Origin of the sequence: uncultured Pseudoalteromonas sp. (genome assembly GCF_963922945.1) — a bacterium.
Taxonomy (GTDB): domain Bacteria; phylum Pseudomonadota; class Gammaproteobacteria; order Enterobacterales; family Alteromonadaceae; genus Pseudoalteromonas.
The window spans coordinates 16,681-40,639 of record NZ_CAWUKC010000031.1; the positions used below are offsets into that span (position 1 = coordinate 16,681).

General features: G+C 41.0%; 19 protein-coding genes. 9 read left to right on the forward strand and 10 right to left on the reverse strand.

Going from position 1 to position 23,959, the window contains the following annotated elements; translation table 11 throughout:
* Positions 1–2 precede the first annotated feature (2 nt).
* The 4 genes from AABI99_RS08750 to ndk form a co-directional block, all read right to left on the reverse strand.
* A complete protein-coding gene (locus AABI99_RS08750) occupies positions 3–899 on the reverse strand; it encodes a RodZ domain-containing protein (protein ID WP_338365279.1) in 897 nt (298 codons plus the stop codon).
* A complete protein-coding gene (gene pilW / locus AABI99_RS08755) occupies positions 896–2,800 on the reverse strand; it encodes a type IV pilus biogenesis/stability protein PilW (protein ID WP_338365281.1) in 1,905 nt (634 codons plus the stop codon). Before pilW ends, AABI99_RS08750 begins: the two co-directional genes overlap by 4 nt.
* A gap of 126 nt (positions 2,801–2,926) precedes the next feature.
* Positions 2,927–4,057, reverse strand: a complete 1,131-nt coding sequence (locus AABI99_RS08760) for a bifunctional tRNA (adenosine(37)-C2)-methyltransferase TrmG/ribosomal RNA large subunit methyltransferase RlmN (RefSeq protein ID WP_338365282.1) — start codon at positions 4,055–4,057, stop codon at positions 2,927–2,929.
* Between the two features lie 184 nt (positions 4,058–4,241).
* A complete protein-coding gene (ndk, locus tag AABI99_RS08765; protein WP_338365283.1) occupies positions 4,242–4,673 on the reverse strand; it encodes a nucleoside-diphosphate kinase in 432 nt (143 codons plus the stop codon).
* 218 nt (positions 4,674–4,891) lie between these two features.
* Between ndk and yegQ the strand changes: the two genes are divergently transcribed.
* Complete coding sequence (gene yegQ / locus AABI99_RS08770) at positions 4,892–6,286, forward strand: tRNA 5-hydroxyuridine modification protein YegQ (RefSeq protein ID WP_338365284.1); 1,395 nt, start codon at positions 4,892–4,894, stop codon at positions 6,284–6,286.
* 248 nt (positions 6,287–6,534) lie between these two features.
* Here yegQ and AABI99_RS08775 read toward each other — a convergent pair whose 3' ends face one another.
* Positions 6,535–7,056 carry a rhodanese-like domain-containing protein gene (locus tag AABI99_RS08775; RefSeq protein WP_338365285.1) on the reverse strand — a complete coding sequence of 174 codons (522 nt, stop codon included), beginning with the start codon at positions 7,054–7,056 and terminating at the stop codon, positions 6,535–6,537.
* Between the two features lie 340 nt (positions 7,057–7,396).
* On the opposite strand from AABI99_RS08775, the gene AABI99_RS08780 reads away from it, so the two are divergent.
* The 4 genes from AABI99_RS08780 (at position 7,397) to AABI99_RS08795 (ending at position 13,107) form a co-directional block, all read left to right on the forward strand.
* Positions 7,397–7,651, forward strand: a complete 255-nt coding sequence (locus AABI99_RS08780) for a YfhL family 4Fe-4S dicluster ferredoxin (protein WP_338365286.1) — start codon at positions 7,397–7,399, stop codon at positions 7,649–7,651.
* Positions 7,652–7,783: 132 nt separating this feature from the next.
* Positions 7,784–9,109, forward strand: a complete 1,326-nt coding sequence (locus AABI99_RS08785) for a PAS domain-containing methyl-accepting chemotaxis protein (protein WP_338365287.1) — start codon at positions 7,784–7,786, stop codon at positions 9,107–9,109.
* Between the two features lie 336 nt (positions 9,110–9,445).
* Entirely contained in the window at positions 9,446–12,373 is a 2,928-nt protein-coding gene (locus AABI99_RS08790) for a TonB-dependent receptor (RefSeq protein ID WP_338365288.1), read from the forward strand.
* Between the two features lie 98 nt (positions 12,374–12,471).
* On the forward strand, positions 12,472–13,107 hold the full coding sequence (locus AABI99_RS08795) for an isoprenylcysteine carboxylmethyltransferase family protein (protein WP_338365289.1): 636 nt from the start codon (positions 12,472–12,474) through the stop codon (positions 13,105–13,107).
* 1 nt (position 13,108) lies between these two features.
* Here AABI99_RS08795 and AABI99_RS08800 read toward each other — a convergent pair whose 3' ends face one another.
* From AABI99_RS08800 to AABI99_RS08810, 3 genes are read right to left on the reverse strand one after another with little or no spacing between them, the layout of a single operon-like run.
* Positions 13,109–15,142, reverse strand: a complete 2,034-nt coding sequence (locus tag AABI99_RS08800) for an EAL domain-containing protein (RefSeq protein ID WP_338365290.1) — start codon at positions 15,140–15,142, stop codon at positions 13,109–13,111.
* Positions 15,143–15,146: 4 nt separating this feature from the next.
* A complete protein-coding gene (locus AABI99_RS08805; RefSeq protein ID WP_338365291.1) occupies positions 15,147–15,680 on the reverse strand; it encodes a YfiR family protein in 534 nt (177 codons plus the stop codon).
* Between the two features lie 8 nt (positions 15,681–15,688).
* Positions 15,689–17,749, reverse strand: coding sequence for a TonB-dependent receptor (locus AABI99_RS08810; RefSeq protein WP_338365292.1), 2,061 nt, complete (start codon positions 17,747–17,749; stop codon positions 15,689–15,691).
* Positions 17,750–18,172: 423 nt separating this feature from the next.
* Here AABI99_RS08810 and AABI99_RS08815 point away from each other — a divergent pair, with 423 nt between their 5' ends.
* The 3 genes from AABI99_RS08815 to AABI99_RS08825 all read left to right on the forward strand — a co-directional run bounded on the left by AABI99_RS08815 (position 18,173) and on the right by AABI99_RS08825 (position 20,821).
* Positions 18,173–19,189: a kelch repeat-containing protein gene (locus tag AABI99_RS08815; protein WP_338365294.1), complete on the forward strand. Its 1,017-nt coding sequence runs from the start codon at positions 18,173–18,175 to the stop codon at positions 19,187–19,189.
* Positions 19,186–19,902, forward strand: a complete 717-nt coding sequence (locus AABI99_RS08820; RefSeq protein ID WP_338365295.1) for a Sir2 family NAD-dependent protein deacetylase — start codon at positions 19,186–19,188, stop codon at positions 19,900–19,902. The genes AABI99_RS08815 and AABI99_RS08820 overlap by 4 nt, the downstream gene beginning before the upstream one ends.
* Before the next feature lie 121 nt (positions 19,903–20,023).
* Positions 20,024–20,821: a response regulator gene (locus AABI99_RS08825; RefSeq protein ID WP_338365297.1), complete on the forward strand. Its 798-nt coding sequence runs from the start codon at positions 20,024–20,026 to the stop codon at positions 20,819–20,821.
* Positions 20,822–20,878: 57 nt separating this feature from the next.
* Here the strand turns inward: AABI99_RS08825 and AABI99_RS08830 are convergent, their stop codons facing one another.
* Complete coding sequence (locus AABI99_RS08830) at positions 20,879–21,481, reverse strand: LysE family transporter (RefSeq protein ID WP_338365298.1); 603 nt, start codon at positions 21,479–21,481, stop codon at positions 20,879–20,881.
* A gap of 105 nt (positions 21,482–21,586) precedes the next feature.
* Here AABI99_RS08830 and AABI99_RS08835 point away from each other — a divergent pair, with 105 nt between their 5' ends.
* Complete coding sequence (locus AABI99_RS08835) at positions 21,587–22,498, forward strand: LysR family transcriptional regulator ArgP (RefSeq protein ID WP_338365300.1); 912 nt, start codon at positions 21,587–21,589, stop codon at positions 22,496–22,498.
* Here the strand turns inward: AABI99_RS08835 and AABI99_RS08840 are convergent.
* Positions 22,493–23,806, reverse strand: coding sequence for a M20/M25/M40 family metallo-hydrolase (locus AABI99_RS08840; protein ID WP_338365301.1), 1,314 nt, complete (start codon positions 23,804–23,806; stop codon positions 22,493–22,495). The genes AABI99_RS08835 and AABI99_RS08840 overlap by 6 nt on opposite strands.
* Between the last annotated feature and the right edge of the window lie 153 nt (positions 23,807–23,959).

Genomic DNA, 23,959 nt, shown 5'->3' on the forward strand with positions numbered 1-23,959 from the left:
GACTACTCTGCTAATGGTAATTTAAATTTGGCTAAACGATTTTTAGGAAAGCCCGAAATATCAACGGGCTCGCCGTTTAGAGAAACACTGACTACGTCGTGCTTACCCAGCACAACCGAAAAAGGCGGGGTACCACTTACCGTCATGTTATAACCTGCCTTTTTTACGCCAAATGCAATGCGCTCACCTTCGCCATCATGTATTTCTACCCAGCTTTCATCGTTAAACACCATGGTAATTGTACTGGTGTTACTTTGCGTGTCGGGCTCGTTAGCTGCTGCCTGTGTGTTTGCAGCTATGGGCGCAGTGGCATTAACGGCTTCACTTAAAGGCATTTGCTCAACACGGGTAGGTGTTTCAGTTAATGTGTTATCAGCAGCTTGTGTTGCTGGCAATTGCGCGCTGCTCTGACTTTCATTATTTAGCGTATTGTTATTTTGTTGATTATCTAAAATCGAATTTTCAATGTTAATTGAGCTGGTTTGCTCATCAATAGGTGTGGCATTTTGCCAAAACCACATGGCAGATGAGCCAATAACAATAGCCAAAATAATATAGCTCACTAACATTAGGCGGCTGTCGTGTGCTTCTTTTTCTGTGCGGCGCGAAAAGCTTTGCATGTTAGCCGGCTTGGTGGGCTCAGGCGGTGCAGGCAGCTTAGCTAAAATAGGGGCACTGTCGATATTGAGCTCTCGACAATAATTTTTAATATAACCTTTTACAAAGGTTATAGGCCCTAATGTTTGATACTCATCGCTTTCTAAACGTTGTAACTGAGAAATCGAAAGCTTAAGTGGGCCTGTTAATGATTCTAAGCTTATATTAGCTTGTTCTCTGTGCGCTTTTAATAGCTGCCCAGCACTTGGTTCATCGCTTTGTTGCGTAGTTTCTTCTGTCATAATAGGTACGAATTTGGATCCACTAGTAATAGTCTGTGCCCAGCTTTGAGTTCTATATCTGGGCTTAATTTATTCCACCGCATTAATTCATCAATTAATACATGCCGCTGGGTAGCTATGTCGTAAAGGGTATCGCCAGCTTTAATCTCGTAATAAATATTTGGATCGTTTAAGTAAATTTTACTTCCGTTGATTACACGATCCGACTCCTTTAGACCATTCCACTGCAGGAGTTTTTGTAGTTTAACATTGTATCGTACTGAAATGCTAAATAGGTTTTCACCAAACTCAATAATATGAAAAGGCACCTTCAAAGGAGGGACCTTTGGGTTGAGCATAGGAGGCGTTTTTTTTACTGTAGGTTGATAGGTTTTGAGTGTAATGTCTTGGTTATTACTGTATGAATTATCAATAAAAACTGCGCTGTCTTTTTTAGCTTCGTAAAATACCACTGGGTTATTTGTGCCGGTATTTTGCGATCCGTTTGTCGCCGAGTATGTATTTTGCGGGGTATTAAAATTAGCTTGTTTTGGCGCCCCAAACGAAATTATTTTAACTTCTTCATCATTGTTGGGTGTTTGCGTAGAGGCGGCTTTTGGCGGCGCAGCTGTTGCTGATGATGTTTGCTGAGCTTGGTGCTCAGTGGTTAATGCTAAAAGTACCGCTGCGGTATCTGTTTTAGTCTCTGCAGGTGCATTTTTAGCTGCCTGTGTATTTACTGCTTGGGCAGGTTGCTTTTTGTCTGCTTCAGGTGCCTCTGCTTTATTTGTAACAGTAGGAGCCTCTACCACAGCAGGTACTTCTGTATTAGTCGTTGTTGTTTTAGCTTGCGCAGGTTCAGCCGGTAACGTGAGGGTTTTCACTTCATCATTTTGCTCAGCTATGGTTTTTTGTTTGCTTACTGCGGCTATGGTTGCCTGTGCTTTTGCGGCCTCATTTAATACTGGGCTTGATGGCTCAACGCCAGGAGAAATTAAGCTGGTCGAATTATCGGTAGTTGGGCGCTTTTTGCGGATAATTTTAATTTTTGGTTGCTCAACACTAATTTGCTCTTCGCTATATTGATCTTTTAGTTTTTCGAGCTGTGCTTTACGGTATTTTTCGCGCAGTATTTCAAACTCAGTTTGTTTAGTACGGTTATCGCGAATAGCATACGCCTGCTTACTTGTTGGGTAAGTTTGCAATATGGTGGCGGCAATTTTTTCTGCTTCTTCTATTCTGCCCATACGCTGTTTAATTAAATAACTAAGCAGTAAAGCACGAGGAGACACTCGTCCGGTGTCGTCATGACGTTTTAAAACGTCGCTGGCTTTATGTAAGTCACTTTTAGCATAAAAAAGGGCGGCTAAGCTTATTAGGGTCGATGTACGTTGCGAGCTGTGATTAAGTGCTTGGGTAAAGTAACTTTCTGCATTTTCAAAGTCGTTAAATTCTATGGCACATAAAGCAAGGTTTTCGTAGCTTTCGGCAACGCGAATATAGCTTGGGATATCAATAGCTTTTAAAAATTGATCGGTTGCGCGGTCATATTCTTCAATACTACATAAAAACACACCGTAGTTATTAAGCGTGTTTGGATCATCAGGCTTAATGGCGAGTGCTTTTTGATAAGCCTTGTCAGCACGCTCGTTTTCGCCAACTTGTTGATAATAGTAAGCAAGAGAGTAGTGAACTTCGGGTAAGTTTGGGGCAAATTCAATCGCTCGTTCAAGGTTATACTTTGCTTGCGAGTTATTGCCTGTTTCTAAGTATTGTAAAGCGAGGGCGATACGAGTGCGTGCAGCACCTGCATTGTTAATTTTGTTTTTGACGACGGGTTTGTCACTGCCGTTATAACTGCTTTCGCTCACACACCCTGTAAGGGCAAGTGTTGAAAGTGTTAAAGCAAGTAAAGATCGCATTACCTTGTCTCTATTTTTCTATCCATAGCGCCTATCTTACCTAAAACCCTTAGTGTTGCATCATTTATTTAAAAATAAACAACTTAACCGCCCTACGTCGGTAATATACGCAGGGCGGATCAAGGCTTAAGCTTGTTGGATATTTACGCTAATGGCGTTATCGTCGCGCATTTTCTTTTTCGCCATACGCTTAGTACGGTCAACAACATCGCCCGCTAACTGCCCACACGCTGCGTCAATATCGTCACCACGAGTACGGCGAACAATACATGTTATACCGGCCGCTTGAAGTACTTTAGAAAAACGATCAATACGGCTGTTGCTAGAGCGCGCATATTCATTACCCGGGAACGGGTTAAATGGAATAAGGTTAACTTTAGAAGGCGTGCCTTTAAGCGTTTTAACCAGCTCGTGAGCTTGATCGGTGCTGTCGTTTACGCCATTTAGCATAACGTATTCAATGGTTACATCTTTATTTGCCTTAGAGCCATCGATATAACGACGACACGCCGCTAAAAACTCTTCAATTGGGTACTTTTTATTAATTGGTACAAGTACGTCACGCAGTGCGTTATCGGGTGCGTGAAGTGAAATAGCAAGTGCGACGTCTATTTTTTCTTTTAATAAATCAAGCGCAGGTACAACCCCTGAGGTACTTAATGTTACGCGGCGCTTAGATAAGCCAAAGCCCCAGTCGTCCATCATTAACTCCATTGCTGGCACGACGTTTTTAATATTAAGTAGTGGCTCGCCCATACCCATCATTACTACGTTGGTAACAGGGCGTTTCTCGCTGTTGCCATCAAGGCCTATGTCTTTAGCGACACGCCAAACTTGGCCAATAATTTCCGATACTTTAAGGTTACGGTTAAAGCCTTGTTGCGCAGTTGAGCAAAACGTACACTCAAGGGCACAGCCTACTTGTGAAGATACACATAAAGTGGCGCGGTCTTTTTCTGGGATCCATACCGCTTCCACTTCTTGGCCGCCATCAAGCACTAATGCGTATTTTATGGTGCCGTCGCTTGCTTGCTGGCGTACAGAGATTTCTGGCGCAACAATTTCGCATTCGTTTTTAAGCTTTTCTTTAAGCTTTTTATTAACGTTGCTCATATCATCAAAGTTATCTACGCCAAAATGATAAATCCATTTCATCACCTGGTCGCCACGGAACGGCTTTTCACCGAATGATACAAATAGCTCGCGCATTGCATCTCGGTTTAAATCTAATAAGTTAATCTTTTTTTGCTCGGTCATGAAACAACCTCAATCGGTGACGGTGGAGATAAAATTTACAAGGGTAAATTGTACACAATTTACCCACTTTAATCATTAAGTAAAATATCAAAAATGCACTTGTTGATGCTTTACGTAATGACTAAAAAAGGGCTCGAAAGCCCTTTTCATACTTTGCTTTACAGCGTTAACTGTAAAACTCGAATTAACGAGTACGTGGGCAAAGCTCTTCGTCAGCGAAGAAGTACGCGATTTCGCGAGCAGCAGATTCAACAGCATCAGAACCGTGAACAGCGTTTTCGTCGATGCTATCAGCGTAGTCTGCACGTAAAGTACCTGCTAGTGCTTCAGCTGGGTTAGTAGCACCCATGATTTCGCGGTTTTTAAGAACAGCGTTTTCGCCTTCAAGAACAGTAACCATTACTGGGCCAGATGTCATGAAAGATACTAAAGCACCGAAGAAAGGACGCTCGCTGTGCTCTGCGTAGAAACCTTCAGCTTTCTCTTTTGAAAGGTGAACCATTTTAGCTGCAACGATTTTAAGGCCCGCTGTTTCGAAACGGTTGTAGATTGCGCCGATGTTGTTTTTAGCTACTGCATCAGGTTTTACGATTGAGAAAGTACGCTCTAAAGCCATCTTTATGCTCCAATAATTTTTAAATAAAAGTGTGAATATTTACGGGCGCGGATTATACGCGTTTTAATTGAAAAAGCCTAATTTTATTAAAAACCAGTTTGGTTACCGTTTTGTGATCTTGATCAAAAGTCTATTATTTATCGCCTTTATAATGCCGCGCTTGCAATATTAACTAACCATGCAGCCGATGTGTACTCGGTTGAACTTATGGAGCGCGTATGTCAGCTGTTTCCCCTTTAGCCTCGTTTGTACCTGAATTATTATGCCCTGCAGGGAGTTTAAAAAATATGCGTTACGCCTTTGCGTATGGGGCCGACGCCGTTTATGCCGGCCAGCCCCGCTATAGCTTACGGGTACGTAATAATGAATTTGATTTAGAAACATTAAAAATAGGGATTAATGAAGCGCATTCGCAAAATAAAAAGTTTTATGTGGTGTCTAATATTGCCCCGCATAACACAAAGGTTAAATCGTATTTACGCGATATAGAACCTGTGATTGCGATGAAGCCTGATGCACTGATCATGTCAGATCCTGGGTTAATTATGCTGGTACGCGAAAAGTGGCCAGCTATGCCTATTCACCTGTCGGTGCAAGCAAATGCCGTTAACTATGCAAGTGTGCAATTTTGGGCAAAGCAAGGCATTGAACGGGTTATTTTGTCGCGCGAGCTATCGCTTGAAGAGATCAATGAAATACGTAATTTATGCCCAGATACCGAGCTGGAGGTATTTGTGCATGGTGCGTTATGTATGGCGTACTCTGGACGCTGTTTGCTTTCGGGGTATATTAATAAGCGTGATCCAAATCAGGGCACCTGCACCAATGCCTGTCGTTGGGATTACGATGTAAAGCCTGGGGTTGAAAACGAAACGGGCGACATGGTGCATAAAGTCGACCCTAACTCGGTTATTCCAACGCTAGGCGAAGGCGCGCCAACTAATAGTATTTACATGCTGGAAGAACAGGGGCGCCCTGGGGAGTATATGCCTGCCTTTGAAGATGAGCACGGTACATACATTATGAACTCAAAAGATCTACGTGCAGTACAGTATGTTGAACAGCTAACAAAAATGGGAGTTCATAGTTTAAAAATTGAAGGACGAACTAAATCGTTTTACTACGTAGCTCGCACCGCGCAAGTTTATCGTAAAGCCATAGATGATGCTGTCGCAGGTAAACCATTCGATCCCAATTTATTTAAAACACTCGAAAACTTAGCGCACAGAGGCTACACCGAAGGCTTTTTAAAACGTCATGCTCATAACGAATATCAAAATTACGAATACGGCCACTCGGTATCTACCAAGCAGCAATTTGTAGGCGAAGTGCTAGGGCGTGATGAGAACGGATTTGTATACATAGACGTTAAAAACAAATTTTGTGTTGGCCATGTTTTAGAGCTAATGACGCCAAAAGGTAATATCACGTTTGAGCTTACACATATGCAAAACAGTAAAAATGAGCCCATTTATGATGCAAAAGGGTCTGGCCATCGCGTAAAAATACCATTAGATGAGAGCATTAACTTAGAGCACGCTATTTTGATGCGTAATTTGGAGGCACATCAAGATACGCGTGATCCGTATAAAAAGATTGTGTGTGAAGGGTGAGTCAAAGCAGTCGTTATAAGTAGAATATATAGAACGTCAATGGCGATAAGGTCCGGGTTAATAAAATAAGTAAGGAGCATTAATTAATGCTCCTTACTTTGCCGGTTTAAAATAACGCTTAATGATAGAAGCTAAGACTTGATATCCCCGTTTTAAGCCCTGTATTTAGTAGTCGACCAAGCATAGCATCAGTGTAAATACGCGTACGGAAATCACTTTTTAAATACGCTAGTTTTAATCGGCCTCAGTTATACTCTTTGGTTCCACGGCATCTGGGCTATAAGCCTAGCCAGTCCACAAAAACCTGTAGAGCCTGCAATAAACAACCCTGTTGCTATGAAAATTATGGGCCAAATAAACTTACTCGACACAGTTAAAGTAAACACAGAGAACACCAATAGCAGGGTGCTAATCGATAATTGTACTTGGCGGTCTAGCGGAAGAACCGATTTTTTTCCTTTAGTAATATCAAAGCCTTCCTCTTGCCAGCTTTCGATACCGCCACTGATGTTAAAAAGGCTCAAATTTGGGTTTTTAGAAAGTAGCTTTTCACAGGCGTTTTTACCTCTACCGCCTTTTTGACAGTAAATTATATGGGCTTTTTTTTCTTGATTAATGACTGTTTCATTAATAGTGCCTAATGGGTGTAACTTAGAATTACTAATGTGAGCAGAAGCGTGCTCTGCAGGCTCTCGTACATCAATTAATCCAACCTCCCCACTTTTCATAAGCTGAAAAGCTTCTGCTGCGGATATTTCTTTTATTGCCATATTTATTTCCTCACGATGAAGTAGAGAATTATATTAGTAAGGTCTAATATAAACTTTAATATTAGAGTTGTCTAATATAGTTGCCTTTTAACTCTCAAGCCCCGTATTTAGGGAAACATAATAGGTGGGGAGTGCTTTTTAGTTCTTTGCAATACAAGCGCTTTTTGTAGGATTAAAACTTTTCGAAATTGGTACGCTATGGATTATAAACATCTGCCGCCTAGTTACGCAGGGTAATCTTCATTGATTGAAATCAACAACTCAGCAAAGAAAAATAGGCATAATTTGCGGTTATTGCTTACACCTAGAACTAAAATGATGTTAATTAAAAAGGCTACAAATGGCTCTATTTATAAATAACAAATGCATTAACTGTGATGTATGTGTAGATGAGTGCCCAAATAGCGCTATTTCTATGGGTGAAAAAATATATCGAATAGACCCAAGCAAATGCACCGAGTGCGTTGGCCATTATGATAAACCAACCTGCGTAATAGTGTGCCCTATCAATTGCATAAAAAACGATCCGCTCCATAAAGAGTCGCTTGAGCAGCTTGCACAAAAATACGTCAATCTAATCGAAAGTGAAAGCTGAGGATATAAAAACAAACATTTGTTTACAGCTGTACTGATAGTTAAGTGTTAATTACTTATTTATTATCGCGTTATCTATAAAACCTCCTATACTGGAATTAACTTGATTTAGTGTTGTTTGGTAGGGAAATTAATGTTTTTTTCGAAAAGTAAGCAAAACGAAATAGCCGCTTTAAAAGCTCAGTTGTACCCCTTAGAGCAAGTATGGGAGGGGCTGTATAAAGAAATGTTGGTATTAAATGTACTTTATGATGGGCGAATTTCACATGCTAATGATAACTTTTTAGCTGTATTAGGTTACAACGAAGACAGCCTAACAAATAATCAGCTAGGCGACTTTATAGCTGATCATTCCCGTTTATCTTCTGAATTTGAAGAGCTTGAAAAAGCACTCCAAAAGGAAGGGCACTGGAGTGGGGCTATTGAGTTTATTCGCCAAGATGGTAATACAGAATGGCTAAGATTAATTGTTCACCCTGTGGTGGGTGAGCAAAATCAGCTGTTGTATTTTTCTGTATTTGGCACTGTGCTTACTAAAACAATCGCGACCTCGCGTGAGCAAAGAGACACAATCAAAGCAATTTATCGCTCTATGGCGGTGATAGAATTTGATTTAGAGGGACATGTTTTAACCGCAAATGATCAATTTTTATCTGCTATGGGGTACGGTGAAGCTGAAATAATTGGCCAACATCACCGAATTTTTTGCGAAACTGAAGAAGCAAACTCCGCGGAATATCAGGCATTTTGGGATAAGTTAAGACAGGGCCAATTTATTGCCGATAGGTTCAAGCGTATAGATAAATATGGCAATGTTATTTGGCTTGAGGCTACTTATAACCCTATATCAAATGATGCTGACCAGCTTTATAAAGTAATGAAGTTTGCCACTGTAATTACTGAACAGGTAAACCGTGAGATTGCTATTTCACAAGCAGCTGAAATCGCGTACGGCACCTCAACAGAAACCGATAAAACAGCGGAGCGTGGTAGCCATGTATTACAAGAAACCGTTTCTGTTATGGATGAGTTAGCTGTCAATATGGAACAAGCAGCGAGTGAAATTTCGGCGTTGGATCAACAGTCTCAACAAATAGCCAACATAGTGCAAAGTATAAGTAGCATTGCTGAGCAAACTAACCTACTGGCTTTAAATGCTGCAATAGAAGCGGCGCGAGCGGGAGAGCAAGGGCGTGGTTTTGCTGTAGTAGCTGACGAAGTAAGGCATTTAGCATCTAGAACATCAAAAGCAACAGAAGAGATTGTAGAGGTAGTGCAGCGTAATCAATCACAAACACAAAGTACTGTGGCCGTTATTGAACAAGGCAAAGAAAAAGCAGAGCAAGGGCTTGCGCTTTCTAAGGAGTCGGGAGAGGTTATGGCAGAAATCCAAGATGGCGCTCAAAAAGTGGTTAATGCAGTAGGGCAATTTACCAGCCAACTAAACTCTAATAACTGATAGAATAAATACGCTTAAACTACACGTGCAAATAAAACCGCGAAAGCGGTTTTTGACTTTAATAAGCGTGTGTAGCGTCACATATCAAGTAATTAGAGCGCTGAAAAATAAACCTATAAACCTACCTAGCTGTTGGCGCATAAACCCTAATAAGGCCAAATACTGAGATGCGAGTTATTTTCAAGCACAGTTGAGATTAAATTAAATCAGGCATTAACAATACATTAAGTTTCACCATGTAAACTTTGCAGCAATTTGCCGATACGTACCTCATTGCGTCAACGGAATCACTGATTTGCTTAACCTAAAGCAATGTAAATGGAATAGCTGTAAAAAATGATTAATTGCCTACGTCATTACCCCTTATCTCATGTTTATAAATCTTTATTTTGTGTATCTATTGTTACTGCAAGTCCGTTCAGCTTAGCGGATGATGCTGCCTCACAAAACGCTAAAACTCTGCTTAAAAAAAATATGGAAGTTATTGAGGTGCGTGGAATTCGCTCAAGCATGGCTGAGAACTTAGATGTAAAACGTATGTCCGGCTCGGTAGTGGATGCCATTACAGCCGAAGATATTGGCAAATTTCCCGATAAAAATGTGGCCGATTCACTGCAACGTGTACCAGGCGTTGTAATTGAGCGCGATGGCGGAGAAGGGGCGGCGGTGAGTATTCGTGGCTTATCATCGGAACTTACATTTACACAACTAAATGGTAATTTTATTGCCTCGTCGCCGGGGGAGCCTTCTCGCTCGTTCGATTACACTTTACTGCCCGCTGCTATGATAGAAAGTGTTGCGGTATATAAATCGCCCGAAGCGCGCTTAGATGAAGGCGGCGTGGGTGGTACGGTATTAATGCATAGCCGCAAGCCTTTGAGCATGGAGGTAAACTCAGGTGTATTTAACGTTGAATCCACTTACGCTGACGTGACTAAGGAATACGAGCCGCAATTTAGTGGCTTATATTCGTGGAAAAATGACGATGACACCTTTGGTGTATTAGTAGGCTATACCTATCAAGAGCGAACAAATCGCACGCTAACAGGCGGTACAGATGCGAATGTGTGGCGCTATACGGGTGGCGGTCAACCTACTGATATTGATGGAAATGCCGTAGAAAATAATAATGGTTGGGATACGATAACGGACACCAATGGTAATAATTACGACGGTGTGTGGTTTCCGCAGGTGGTGCGCGGCTCGGTATTGAATGAAAAACGAGAGCGTGAAGGTATACAGTTTAGTGCGCAATGGCGCCCGACTAACCAATTAGAGCTGGGATTTAACTACTTTGGTTTTACACTTGGCCAAAACAGAACCGAATCAGTCATTGATATTCCCGAGTGGTCACTCAACCCTGATTTTTTAACCGCAGTAAACCTAGATGAAACAGGCACCATTGCAACAGATATGCAATATAATGCCAGTGCGAGCGGCGTTGAAAACGATATGCAATTTCCGTGGATGCGTGGCAGTTATGTACGAGAAGAGTCTACCTCCGACACGTTTGATTTTAATTTAACCTACGAAGGCGATAGCTTTAAAGCGCGGTTTATTATTGGCAGTACTCAATCTGAGGGTGGCCCAAAAGAAAGTTGGGAAGCGGCTTATAAAAGTTCAAACGCCGGCGAAAACCAAGCCGTTATACAAAACGCATCGCAAAGTGCCGCGTGGTCTTTAGATAACAATCATGTATCGCTGAGTATTGACCCCAACACATTGGCTAACTTGCAAAGTGGTATAGGAGGTGGCCGTGATGCAGGTTCGTCAAACTCTAGCTTTGTGCGCAGCGAGCTAGAAGAAGATTATTACCAAGCCGACATCGACTTTTATGTTGATTGGGGGTTTTTAAAAACGATTAGAACCGGGGCTAAATATCGCCATGCTAGCTTACATCGCGAGACTGGTAATACGTTTTTTTTAGATCCTAACTTTGATATTGCTGCAGGTGAAGCGAGCGAGCAAGGTATAACGCAATTTGATAGCTATCAATGGAATGGCGGCATGCCACTTGCGCAAGATGTGTTTATTCAGCAAACCAATATAGTAGGTGGGTTTAACATAAACCAAATGCCCAGTATAGATTGGGATACTTACCGAGATTTAGTAACCGACAACTATACCCCTTATACCCGTAAAGAAGATAACTTTGTATATGATATTGAAGAAAAAATATCCGCGTTTTACATTCAAGGCGATTTTGAATTTAGTGATGTAAGAGGTAATTTAGGTGTGCGCGTAGTACACACTAAAACATTAACTTCTTCTACCGATTTATATACTTATCAACTTGATCACACCAATGACGAAACAGGCGAGCCGGTTACTGGTGATGCGCGTTTTGTAGAAGACTATCAGTTGGTTACACAAAAAAACACCGACACACAAATTCTACCAAGCTTTAACATAGCATGGGATGCCACCGACGATTTAGTGATTAGAGGTGCGATTGCTAAAGTGATGGCACGACCAGATTATAGCGATTTAGGCTCGCAGCAGCGTATTACGTATGTATCCAATGAATGGGCAGATGATAGAGCGGCATTCAACGAGCTTGCAGGCTTTAGTGGCAGTGGTGGTAATAAGAATTTGAAACCTTTTGAATCAGTACAGGCCGATTTATCTATTGAATATTACTACGCTGAGGGCTCAGCAGTAGGTTTAGCGCTGTTTCATAAAAAGGTTGATAACTTTGTTGTGCCATTGGTAATAGATATGCAGCAAGGTTTCGCTGGCAAAGAAAATATAGTAGAGAGTGGTGTAATTAGTGTTGCGCCATACAGCACAGTAGGTAATGGCACCGATGCCGTATCAAAAGGGGCAGAAGTATTTATTCAACATGTTTTTGCAGGTGGTTTTGGCTTTTATGCTAACTACACTTATAACAAAACAAATAAAGCCGATGTTAGTGTAAATGGTGAAGAATTTGGCCAATCGCCATTAATAGGCAGTGCTAAATATCAGTACAACACCTCTGCGTATTACGAGGGTGAGTATTTTACTCTTCGAGCGTCGTACAATAAACGTGGCGAAACAGTCCTTGGTCTAAACAGTGGTTTAAATGTTTACCAAGACCCTTACGATCAAGTTGATGTAAATGCAGCCATTAATATTTCAGATGACTTAAGTTTAACAGCCTCTGTTATTAATTTAACTAAATCAGAGTCTGTTACGCGTTTAGGTAATGATAGCGATGCGCGTTTATTAAGTTCAAGTTACTCAGGCAGACGCTACTACGCAGGGATTAATTATAGTTTTTAAAGTAAAACAGCATAAACGTTTTTCGTAGACTAGCCTTGTTAAACTGATACATGACTATTATGATGAAATTATTTTAAAAGGATGAAGAAAATAATTTAATGAGTTACCAACCGTTTATAGATGACTCCGCGTCGTTAATTGAGTTTACACGTGTGTATTTAGCGCTTTTTTATACGTTTGTGGCAGGGTTTTACACTGTTAGAATTGTTTATAAAAACCGCTCAACCCCTGCGGGTGTTATCTTTCCGGGTGCTAAATTTTGTACGAGTTGGTGGAATCATATGGCATTCAAGTTTTTTAGAGCTGCTATATGGTTTGTATGCGTGCTGCGAGTATTTGTGCCCTCTACAGATAATTATTTAGGTATGTTCAATACCTTAAATGGTTGGCCAGGTGTGATGTTTGGCAATATTTTGTTAAGTGCCGGTTTTATACTTAGCATGGTTGTGCATTTTCATATGGCATCGCTTTGGCGCTCAGGGATTGACCCTAATGGCCCTAAAACCCTTAAAACCAATGGGCTATACGGTTTGTCACGTAACCCTATGTATGTTGGTGTGGCAACCGCTCAGCTGGGGTTCTTTTTAGCTTTACCTTGTGTATTTAGTTTAATTTGCTTAGCTGTTGGCTTGTACGCACTTTATAAGCAAATAGCCGTTGAAGAAGCGCATTTAATGGCGCGTTTTAATAATGACTATCTAAAATATAAGCAAACTGTGCCACGTTGGTTATAAGTTAATCGGTGGCTGCATTTATTTGTAGGTAGTTGTTTATAAAGTCCTGCTTTGCAAGTGGCTTAGAATACAAATAACCTTGTATATAGTTACAGCCAAGTGCGATTAAATGCGCTTGTTGAGTGGGCGTTTCTACTCCTTCTGCGACCACTTCTACCCCTAAGTTATGTGCCATTGTTATAATGGCTTTGATCAGGGCAAGGCTGTTGCTATTTGCTTCAATGTTTTGTACAAATGATTGATCTATTTTAATAATATCAATATCTAATTGCTGTAAGTATGCAAGCGATGAATACCCTACACCAAAGTCATCAATCGCAATATCTATATCAAGCGCGTTAAGTCGTTTTAAATGATGCTGTATAGCGTTATCTGGGTCCATTAGGCTGTTTTCAGTTATTTCTATTAAAATAGTGTGCGGTGGCAATTTGTAGAGTTTGCATGCCTCTATCCATTGGTTTGCCCAAATACCTTCATGGTCAATTTCTAAAGGCGAGGTATTTACACTAATTTGCACTGGTGTGTAACTTAGTTTATTAAACTCTACAGCATCGCGAACAGCTTGTGCCTTTACCCATTCTCCAAGCTCTTTAATTAACCCATTTTGCTCTGCAATATCAATAAACTCAATGGGGCTTATAATCCCCCGCTCTGGGTGATTCCAGCGGATCAACGCTTCGGCTTTTTTTAGCGTACGTGAATGCGGATCTAATATGGGTTGGTAGTAAAGTTCAAACTGATTTTTATTCAGACCTATGCGTATTTCTTCTATAAGGCGGCGCTTTTCAACAGCCAGCTCTTCCATTTCGTAAGAGAAAAACTCAAACCGGTTTCGGCCCTTATTTTTTGATAAATACATGGCTTGGTCAGCTCGTTTAATTAACGTTTCTACCGAATCTCCATCATGTGGGAAAAACGCAACCCCCATACTAGCCGTTACCTGCACATGTTCGTTTTTTATCGTTATTGTGCGAGTGAGGCTTTTCATCACATCGTGCGCAATATGTGATACGGCTGTTGTATCGCTTATTCCTTTGAGAATTAAGGTAAACTCATCACCCCCTAAGCGTGCCACAATGTCTTGCTTATTTAAGCAGCGGCGCAAGCGTTTGGCTACTTCGTGCAATAATAAATCACCAAAGTCGTGCCCTAAACTATCGTTTACTTCTTTAAAGCCATCTAAATCTATAAACACTAAAGAGAATTTTTCTTTTGGTGTGCTTACTAGTTGCTGCAAGTGCTCATAAAAATAACGGCGGTTAGGTAGATCGGTTAAGCCATCTTGGTAGGCATATTGGTGTAGTTGAGCGTTCGCATTTTCGAGCTCTTTTGTTCTTAACTTTACTTGGTTCTCTAGCAAGTTGTCTCGTTGCTCTATTGTGTGCAACATAGTATTAAAACAGGTGGTTAGTTTGCCTACTTCATCCTGCGAAAGTTCTTTAGCACGTAAACTATAGTCATTAGATGAAGTAATTTGCTCTGCCGTTTGTGCTAAATATAAAATAGGGTTTAAAAAACGTTTTCTGAGCATTAACGAGACAAGCAAGCTTAAAATAAAGCTAAAAATCATTAATACAATAATAAACCGGCCATAAAAATCGGCTCTGTCGTTTAGGTCACTGTCGTCAGCGCGTACGAGCAGCGTACCGTAGCGTTGAGCGTCAATTGTTAATGGTGTTTTTACTTCTATTGTATGCGGGACTGAGCTTTCTTGACTGTATTTAGGCGACGTTACGCTTGCAATCTGTTGGCTCAGATTGTTTATCACCTCTACCGATACAATATCTGAGCGCATTAGTAGCGGCTCAATCAGCTCTTTTATGGCTGCCGTGTCGTAAAAAATTAAGGCAGTACTAATGTTTGGCGCTAATATTTGTGATAGAGATTTTAAGCTTTGTGTTTGCTCTTCTTTTGCGGTCCTCAGTTCATAAGCGCTAAATACTGCAGTTACTGCCGCCGTTGAGATAAGCGCAACGCTCATTAAAATAAAGAGTAGCTTTTTGCTCATCGAATTGAGCGAGAAGTAGTTTTTCATTTAATTACCCCTCAACCACACGAGCAAGTCGCAGCACTTTTGAGCTCATCGTTATGCCTGCTTTTTTAAGTTTTCCTGGCGCAACTTCAAAGCGAACTTTACTGCTTGAAAGAAAAAACCGAATATGCCCATGTGCGGCTATAAAGCCATCCGTTTCGCCCACAACCATTGTGTTTTCTAATTCGAGATCAGTGTAGGCGTTTAACCACAAATTGTAGGTTTTATCGGTAATAAAGATTATATCGCACTGTTTAAGCGCTGCTTTTTCAAGCGCGGTATGCTTATTGAGCAGATTACGGTTATGTACTTTTCTGTTATCAAGTGCTGCATTAGCTATCGCTATAAATTGGCTGTCGGGACTGCAAATTAAAAAATTTGATGTGTTTTCTGATGTCGCTTGCCATTGACCAAAAAGAGCAAAGTTATATAAAAACCCTGCTTTGAGGACATATTCTTTTTGCACAGCGTGTGCACTTGCGCTTGTTATAAGTGCAAGGCTAAAAATTATGTAAGGTAACAAGCTTAAGGGCTTAAACATTGAGTCTCTTAAAATGTTGCACTAACAGAAAACGTGACGCACTCGTCGATATAATTAGGAACCGTAAACGTTTCGCGCGTATTACCGTACTCTAAGTGTGAGCCTGCAAATAAATTTTTGCCCGATACGGCCGTGGCCCAGTTATTGTTTATTTTCCAGTTCCAAGTAAGGTCTAATGCTGTGTAGTTGTCTGTGTTATAGGTGTTTGAGTTTTCGGCTCTTAGCGTGGCATAAATAGAATGCTGCTCACTCAATTGGTAATTCAGTTTAGTAAATAATTGTCTGTTTACAGAGTCATAGCCAATAGTTGGTCGTGTTGCATTAGGTAGGTCGTAATCTATTTTTGAGTAGCTGTAACCTATTTCACTGCTTAAGTCGTCTATTAGTTGTATCGAGAATAATAAATCACCGCCGGTTGTGGTGGTTTCGCCTAGCGAAACAAAGTCGTAGTCTAAGCTTGTTGTTTGAAGCGCCGCGAATGCTTGAGGTATTTGTCCTGTAAGGTAAAAGTTTAATGCAGGTATAAATTGTTCTACGTGAGGGTTTAAACTAATTACGGCAACATCATCCGCTTGCGTATTAAATGCAGAAACATCTAAAGACCAGTCTGCTTTTGATATACGGTAGCCTAGCTCGTAAGAGATGTAATTTTCGGCTTTTACGTTATCGTTACCATTTAAAAATGTAGCTATATGGTATTGATCTATCTCGGCAATACCCGACTGCATGCCAATAACGTCTGAAATTTTTTGACCATTTACTCTAAAGTTATCATTATATTCAATAAGAGTAGGAATACGCACGCTTCGAGAAATTGAGCCCCAAGCTAGGTGGTCGTCATATGGCTGATAGGTAAAGCGGGCAAGAGGTTGGTTTTCCCAACCGGTTAAATCGTTATGCTCAACTTTGGTGCCTACAATGAGATTTAACGTATCAGGTATAACACTGTATTGTGCTTGCAGCATGGCGCCGTATTGATGAAGGTCATCAAGGTCTTTATCGCTATTAATAAAAATACTGTCTTGGAAAGAAATATCATTAAAACGATAATTAAGCCCCCAATCAACCTGGAGCGATCCAGTAATAAAGTTCATTTGATAATCAATATCAATCGATTCAAAATCTTCATTTATATAGGGTTGTTCACCATGTTGTTTAAGCCACGACATTTGCAGCATTTGGTTTGCATGCTCAGAAAGGCGATGCTCAACACGCCCCATTAATCGCGTATCGCGCCTGTCAGCAACCGTTGGAAACTGCTTACTGCGGTTCGAAGCATCTACAACGCCATTAAGGTTTTGACCGTGCTCTGTGTGAGTATGCTCTCCTTGAATAAGTATCGACCACTCGTCGCTTGGGGTAAAATCAGCTCTAAAACCGCCCGAACGTTGTTTAGTAAAGTCATTTGGCTTGATGCGAGTGCCTTTTTTAGAGGCTGCTGTATTTTTACTATTGTAGTAGGCCCTGTAACTACCAATATCAGAAATATCATTACCATGGCGTAGGCTTATATCGGCATTTATTTGGTTACCTGTAATTGCTTTGGCGTAAGTGTTGCGAGTATCTAAACTATTTTTAGTTATGATATTAATAACGCCGTTATTTGCGTTATTACCCCATAACAAGCCGCCTTGGCCACGAATAACCTCAATGCGTTCAATATCGTACAAAGGCACATGCAGTGACTCCCAATACACAGCCGCAAATTTTGGCGTATATAAGCTTTGCCCATCTATCATTACTAATAATTTGCTTGAATACCGTGAAGCAACACCGCGTGCAGAAATCGCCCACTGATTGTTATCAAGTTGTCTTACTGCAAGGCCTGGCACCATTTTTAATGCTTCAGGAATAGAGGTGGCACCCGAGCTCATAATTTGCTCTTTACTGAGCACATAAATAGAAGAGGCGGTGCTAAAGGCCGATTGTGCTCGTTTCATTGCCGAGGTTGCTTGAACATCCATTTCCATTAACGCGTCAAGGTCTAAATCATCGTCGTTTAATGGGTCAGCGGCGAGCATTGGTGAAATAACAAGAATTGAGAACAACAACGTTTGAGGTACTTTCACCTAGATTTTCTCCACACGGTTCAAAAAATCAAAAACAAGGTATGCTTTTGTAAAACATTTTATTCTACAAAATATTAACATACTTTATAGTCATAAAAGTACATTTAGTTAGTAATAAAAATAAATTGCTTTTGATTGCTCGGACTTTTTTAAATAATTATAAAAAATTAAATTACGCTCTGTTTTTTTATGTATTGCTTTTGTGTTCAAAATGGTACTTATGTATGAGTGTAGCTAAGATCAATAAATATGAAACAACAGGAATACAGCTAATTGAGTTTATTTATATTTTTAAGCCTGCTGCTGTGTTTAAAACAAAATTTTGAACTGTGCATTACTACTAAAAGCAGCTGTATTACTGGTTCATAAAGGCAAAATAAATTACCCTAAGTCTATTAGTCACTTTTATATTATTTGTTTTTTATGAGCCTTCTTTTTTCTGTTGTATTAGCAAGCCTTCCTGCTTTACCCAAACCCGTTGCAAACAATGCCGTAGCTAAGGTTAGCGTACAAAACCAAAGCTACTTTTTAAGCTTTATGGGACTGGGTAAAAACAAACAACATACCGATGTACACAATAAGGTGTTTTCACTTAAATTAGGTGAAAACGAATGGCAGCAACAAACGAGTGTACCTTCAAGCTTACCCTTGAAAGGGCGTTTAGCGAGTACTGCTGTGGGCTTAGGTGAATACGCTTATATATTTGGTGGGTATACGGTAGATAGCGATCATACTGAAATTTCAAGCCCCGATGTTTACCGCTTTGATATAAAAAGCAACACGTATAAACACCTTGCAAGTATGCCTGTACCGGTTGATGACAGCGTAGCGCTAAGCTACAAAGAGCGTTACATATACCTTATTAGCGGCTGGCATAACGATGGCAACGTAAATTTAGTACAAGTATACGATACCCTAACCGACACATGGCAGCAGGCATCGCCGTTTTTAGGCGAGCCAGTATTTGGTCAAGCGGCTGCCATTAGTGGTAATACTATTGTTATTTGCGATGGGGTTAAAACCCAAGCAAATCCCGATTCTCGCCGCTCGTTTGCAGGTGTTGCGCAATGTTTAAAGGGTACAATTGATGAAGGTAACCCTCTTAAAATAGACTGGCGTACTTTGCCCCACCCTACCGGGGAGTCACATTACCGTATGGCTGCTACTAGCTACAATAACAATATTTACATGATTGGCGGCTCTAATAACCCCTATAACTACAATGGTATTGGTTACAATAAAAAGCCAGCACCGGCGAGTAAACACGTGTGGCGTTTTAATATTGAGCAAAATACATGGCAAGTTTTGCCGCCTTTAGCCAAAGGCAGTATGGATCACCGTGGACTACTTGAGCACAACGGGTCTTTATACCGTATTGGCGGCATGAATAATCAACAGCAAGTAATAAGCGATGTAACAGGTTATGAGGTAACACAGTGAATACCCTTTATATTACCGGTGCAGGGGTAAGCGCGGCCAGTGGTATACCTACCTTTAGAGGCGAAGATGGTTTTTGGACCATAGGCAGTAAAAATTATACGCCCATGGAAATGGCCACGCGTGCTATGTATCAAAATAATCCACGCGAATTTTTAGCTTGGTATTACAACCGCTTTGCAACGTATCGTAACCATGGCCCTAACGACGTTCACCATTGGCTTAGCGATAAAAATTTAATTACCCAAAATATAGATGGCCTTGATGGCAAAGCCGGTAACAAAAATTACATTGCTATACATGGTAGGCTTGATCAAATGACGTTATTTCATGAACAAGGCGAAGCCGTTAAACCGCTTATGACTCCATGGGATAGCGTAGACGAAAGTCGCCTGCAAGAGTCTCTTTTTGAGCTATTTAACATTCAAAATCAAACACCTGAGCTTAATCATTCATACAAGCCCTTTGTTTTATTATTTGATGAGTATTACACCGAGCTTTACAGAATCACCGAAGCACAACAGCGTATGCTCAATGCCGATAAAATTGTATTTATGGGCACCTCATTTAGTGTCAATATCACTCAAATGGCATTAGAAATAGCCCGTAATTACAACATACCTGTGGAAGTGGTAGACCCAAACCCTGTTCACATAATGCACAGTAATGTAACATACAAAAAAATGAATGCATTAGAATACATCCAATCTAATTAGAAAGTGCTATATTTTAAAGAGATTGCTAATATTTTCTTAAATATTACAATCTCTTTATATAATATTAACGAGTCAATAATGTTATTATTATCCTGATTATAACAATACCAAAGAGACTTGAATGAGCGACTTAACTGCAATAGCAAATTTGTCCATTTTACTTGTAGAGCCTTCAGAGGTTCAGCAAAAAATAATTATAAAATCACTAGTAGAAAGTGGCGTAAAACAGGTTGAAACCGCCTCTACTCAAGAACAAGTTCTATCTATGCTTGAAACCTACCACCCAGATTTAGTGATTAGTTCAATGTACTTATCTGACGGCACTGCCGACTCGCTATTGCAAAAAATAAGACTTAATCCTGCCACAGAGCATCAACCTTTTATGCTTATATCGAGCGAGCGTAATAAAAAATACCTTGAGCAATTACGCCAATCGGGTGTGCTGGCTATTTTACCTAAGCCTTTTAGCGCAAAAGCGATTACCCGCGCACTCAAAGCAACCCTCGATATAATAAGCGAAGAAGAAGTAGAGCTTGATCATTTTGATGTAACGCTACTTCGCGTACTTGTAGTAGACGACAGCCGCTTTGCGCGTAAACACATAATTCGCGTACTTGTTGGCATGGGTATTCCTGAGCCAGTAGAGGCCGAAAACGGTAAACAAGCCATAGTGCACCTCAGTGAGCAGTCGTTCGATTTAATAGTTACCGATTACAATATGCCAGAAATGGATGGGCGCGAACTAACCGAAACAGTACGTGGCTCTAATGCTTACTCGCATATTCCTATTTTAATGGTGAGCTCAGAGGCAAACGACACTCACCTAGCTAATATTGCGCAAGCAGGGGTTGACGCCATTTGTGATAAACCATTTGAACCGGCCACAGTGCGAGAGTTACTTTACAAAATAATGTCTTAGCCTTTTAAAATACGCTAACTCATAGCGGTAGTTACACACATAACTACCGCTTTTTATTTATTGGTTTGGTACGTTATATAACTGAAACGCCACAAAACATAAAATAACCGCAATACAGCTATCAAATACGCGCCACCTAAACGGGGAGCTTAAAACCTTTTTTAATTTTGGCGCAAACAACACTAAGCTACTAAACCAAATAACAGAGGCAACACAAGCACCAATAGCAAAATGCATAGGCGCAGGCTGAAGTGCGCCAATGCTGCCAAGTAGTAATACGGTGTCTAAATAAACATGCGGGTTGAGTAAGCTTATAGCAAAGGCCGCAAGGGCGGTTTTCCACCAGCTCACTTTTATTACTTGAGTTACTTTTAACCCCGATGTGCCTTTAATTGCGCTGCGCGCAGAGCCAAAAGCTAAGTAAAGTAACATAGCTATACCGCCCCAGGTTAGCCAAGGTAATAACCCCGGCAGCCATAGCTTTAACTCATTAGCGGCAAATACACCTACAATAATTAATGTGGCGTCGCAAAGTATACAAACTGCAGCTAAAACAAAACGGTTAGCGCCCGCCATACATTGGCTTAAAATCCAAATATTTTGCGCTCCTATGGCAATAATTAAACTCAGCCCTAACATCACACCCGACAAAAACGACATACTTTAAATCCACCCAAATAAAACCTGATACCCAATGCCTTGCAGGGTAGGGGGGGTTCTGTTACAAATCCAATGAATATATTTATTGTTATATGCGTAAAAATCATGATTGATTATCAGCTACTCAATGCGCTTAGTGCCGTTATAAGTGAAGGCGGATTTGAAAAGGCCTCTAAAAAGTTATTTATTACCCAATCGGCGGTGAGCAGGCGAATACATCAGCTTGAGGCCAAACTAGGCGAGCCCGTATTAATAAGAACCCAGCCGCCAACGCCCACTGCACTTGGTAGACGTTTACTTAATCATTTACAGCAAGTATTACAGCTAGAAGTGGCCCTAAATGTAGAGGCACTCAACGAGCATACCGATTTAAACACCCCACTTAGCGTAAAGCTTGCCGCTAATGCGGATTCCCTTGCCACTTGGCTGCCCGAAGCACTCGCTGTGCTTGATAGTGAACTTACGTGCAAACTACGCTTTGAAGTCATTAGTGAGGATCAATCTATTGCGCATAAAAGAATGAAAGACGGCGAGGTTATGGTGTGTATTAGCTCATCCCCCGAGCCAGTTAATGGCGGGCTTGTAAGCCCGCTTGGCGCCATACGCTATAAAGCCATTGCCAGCCCCGAGTTTATAAAACAACATAAACTTACTGAGCTTTCGCAATTAGCGCATTTACCGTGCTTGGTATTTAGTGAGCATGACAAGCTACAACATCAGTTTTTAGAAGATATTAATGGCTCAACTCCATTGTTTACCCATATTTACCCTTCGTCAGAGGGATTTAAACAAGCCATGATCGCAGGCCTAGGCTATGGGCTATTGCCTACATTACAGCTAGGAGATTCAGTAACAAAAGGAGAGTTAGTCGATTTATTCCCTGAGTATTATATTGATACACCTTTGTACTGGCATTATTGGCAAACCGAAAGCCCACAGCTTAAAACGCTACGTAAATTTGCATTGCAAGTAGCGGGCAAACGGTTAGAGCCTATTAAAAAATCAAAGAGCTTATAGCTGCCCTAATCTGTATATAAGCAGCGCTGTTTTAGCGGTGTTTTTGTTTAGGCTGGTTAAATCGGCGGTTTCGTTTTTAGTGTGCGCGCCACTACCCATTAGGCCAAGGCCATCAAGTGCCATATCAACATGGTTTGCCGCAAACGAAATATCAGCCGCCCCGGCATTACGTGGGTTTGCAGCCACCACTTTGTTATAACCTAAGTCTTGGCTTGCTTGGCTATAACGTGCAAGCAGTTTTTTATTACCCTTGGTAAGCCCCATTGGTGGGTAGCTGTCTTCAAAAGTAAGCTCAGCTTGGCTGCCATTTAAGCTTTTAGCCACTATTTGCTGCATCACTTTTTTAGCGCCTTCTACCTGCTTTGGCGAAAGCGCACGTAAATCACCCGCTACATGCACGGTTTGCGCAATTACGTTACTTTTACCAAACGCCGTGGCTGACGAGTTAGCACTGTCGTAATCGGCATTTGTACCGCCTACAATAATCCCCGGGTTAAAGGTTAAGTTAGGCTGCGTGGCTAGTTGCTCTCTAAAGTCATTTAAAATACGCGACGCCTCGTAAATAGCACCATAGCCCACACTGTCACTAAATATTTGCGACGAATGTGCAGCATTAGCCGTTACATTTAATTTCCAGCCGGTATAGCCACGGCGCGCCGCCATAGCAGTTTTAATATTGTTATCACCGTTCTCAAAACCAAGCGCTACGTCAGCCCAAATTGCCGCATCAACAATCGCCTTTTTAGATAAGCTAAGTGGGCGACCGCTGCTTTCTTCATCGCCGGTAAGTAGTACTTTTACGCTTACGTTTTCAAGTAAATTAAGGGCTTGCAGGCTTTTAAGTGCGGTAATTATAATGGTGTTGCCGCCTTTCATATCGGCGACACCTGGGCCACTGGCGGTGTGTTCATCAATTTGTTTATAGGTAGTAAAGTTATCGTGTTTGGCAAATACCGTATCAAGATGGCCAATCATCAGTATTTTTATTGCATCGGGGTTTTTACTTTTGTGCGTAGCTAATACATGCCCAGCTCGGTTAAACGCGCTGCCATCTAGCCACTCAACCTCAAAACCAATCGCTTTTAGTTGCTCGCTTGCAAGCGCGCCCACCTTTTTTACGCCTTCAATATTAAGCGAGCCGCTATTTATGTTTACCGCTTGTTCTATCTCTTTGAGTGCTTGCGGCATGTTTTGCTCAACTTGTTTTACTATTTCACGCTCATTTTTATTAAGCGCCGCATGGCTTGTAATCGGTAAGGTACTCGCAAGGGTAAAAATAAGTGCTTGGCTAAATTTTAAAAGTGACATAACAGCCTAATAATTGAAAAATAGTTCAGCTAATATGAAGTAAAAATACAAAGGGTTCAATAGGCGTGGTTTATGGCTTTTATAAATAATAACGAGTTACAAGTTTAAAAGTCATGGAGTGTGCGCATTATAAAATTAAATAGACACCCATCC

Coding starts and splice junctions, on each gene's coding strand:
- pilW (WP_338365281.1), bottom strand. CDS start 2,800: ATGCGATCTTTACTTGCTTTAACACTTTCAACACTTGCCCTTACAGGG.
- AABI99_RS08790 (WP_338365288.1), top strand. CDS start 9,446: ATGATTAATTGCCTACGTCATTACCCCTTATCTCATGTTTATAAATCT.
- AABI99_RS08760 (WP_338365282.1), bottom strand. CDS start 4,057: ATGACCGAGCAAAAAAAGATTAACTTATTAGATTTAAACCGAGATGCA.
- AABI99_RS08795 (WP_338365289.1), top strand. CDS start 12,472: ATGAGTTACCAACCGTTTATAGATGACTCCGCGTCGTTAATTGAGTTT.
- AABI99_RS08830 (WP_338365298.1), bottom strand. CDS start 21,481: ATGTCGTTTTTGTCGGGTGTGATGTTAGGGCTGAGTTTAATTATTGCC.
- AABI99_RS08835 (WP_338365300.1), top strand. CDS start 21,587: ATGATTGATTATCAGCTACTCAATGCGCTTAGTGCCGTTATAAGTGAA.
- AABI99_RS08805 (WP_338365291.1), bottom strand. CDS start 15,680: ATGTTTAAGCCCTTAAGCTTGTTACCTTACATAATTTTTAGCCTTGCA.
- AABI99_RS08785 (WP_338365287.1), top strand. CDS start 7,784: ATGTTTTTTTCGAAAAGTAAGCAAAACGAAATAGCCGCTTTAAAAGCT.
- AABI99_RS08825 (WP_338365297.1), top strand. CDS start 20,024: ATGAGCGACTTAACTGCAATAGCAAATTTGTCCATTTTACTTGTAGAG.
- AABI99_RS08815 (WP_338365294.1), top strand. CDS start 18,173: ATGAGCCTTCTTTTTTCTGTTGTATTAGCAAGCCTTCCTGCTTTACCC.
- yegQ (WP_338365284.1), top strand. CDS start 4,892: ATGTCAGCTGTTTCCCCTTTAGCCTCGTTTGTACCTGAATTATTATGC.
- ndk (WP_338365283.1), bottom strand. CDS start 4,673: ATGGCTTTAGAGCGTACTTTCTCAATCGTAAAACCTGATGCAGTAGCT.
- AABI99_RS08780 (WP_338365286.1), top strand. CDS start 7,397: ATGGCTCTATTTATAAATAACAAATGCATTAACTGTGATGTATGTGTA.
- AABI99_RS08800 (WP_338365290.1), bottom strand. CDS start 15,142: ATGAAAAACTACTTCTCGCTCAATTCGATGAGCAAAAAGCTACTCTTT.
- AABI99_RS08775 (WP_338365285.1), bottom strand. CDS start 7,056: ATGGCAATAAAAGAAATATCCGCAGCAGAAGCTTTTCAGCTTATGAAA.
- AABI99_RS08750 (WP_338365279.1), bottom strand. CDS start 899: ATGACAGAAGAAACTACGCAACAAAGCGATGAACCAAGTGCTGGGCAG.
- AABI99_RS08840 (WP_338365301.1), bottom strand. CDS start 23,806: ATGTCACTTTTAAAATTTAGCCAAGCACTTATTTTTACCCTTGCGAGT.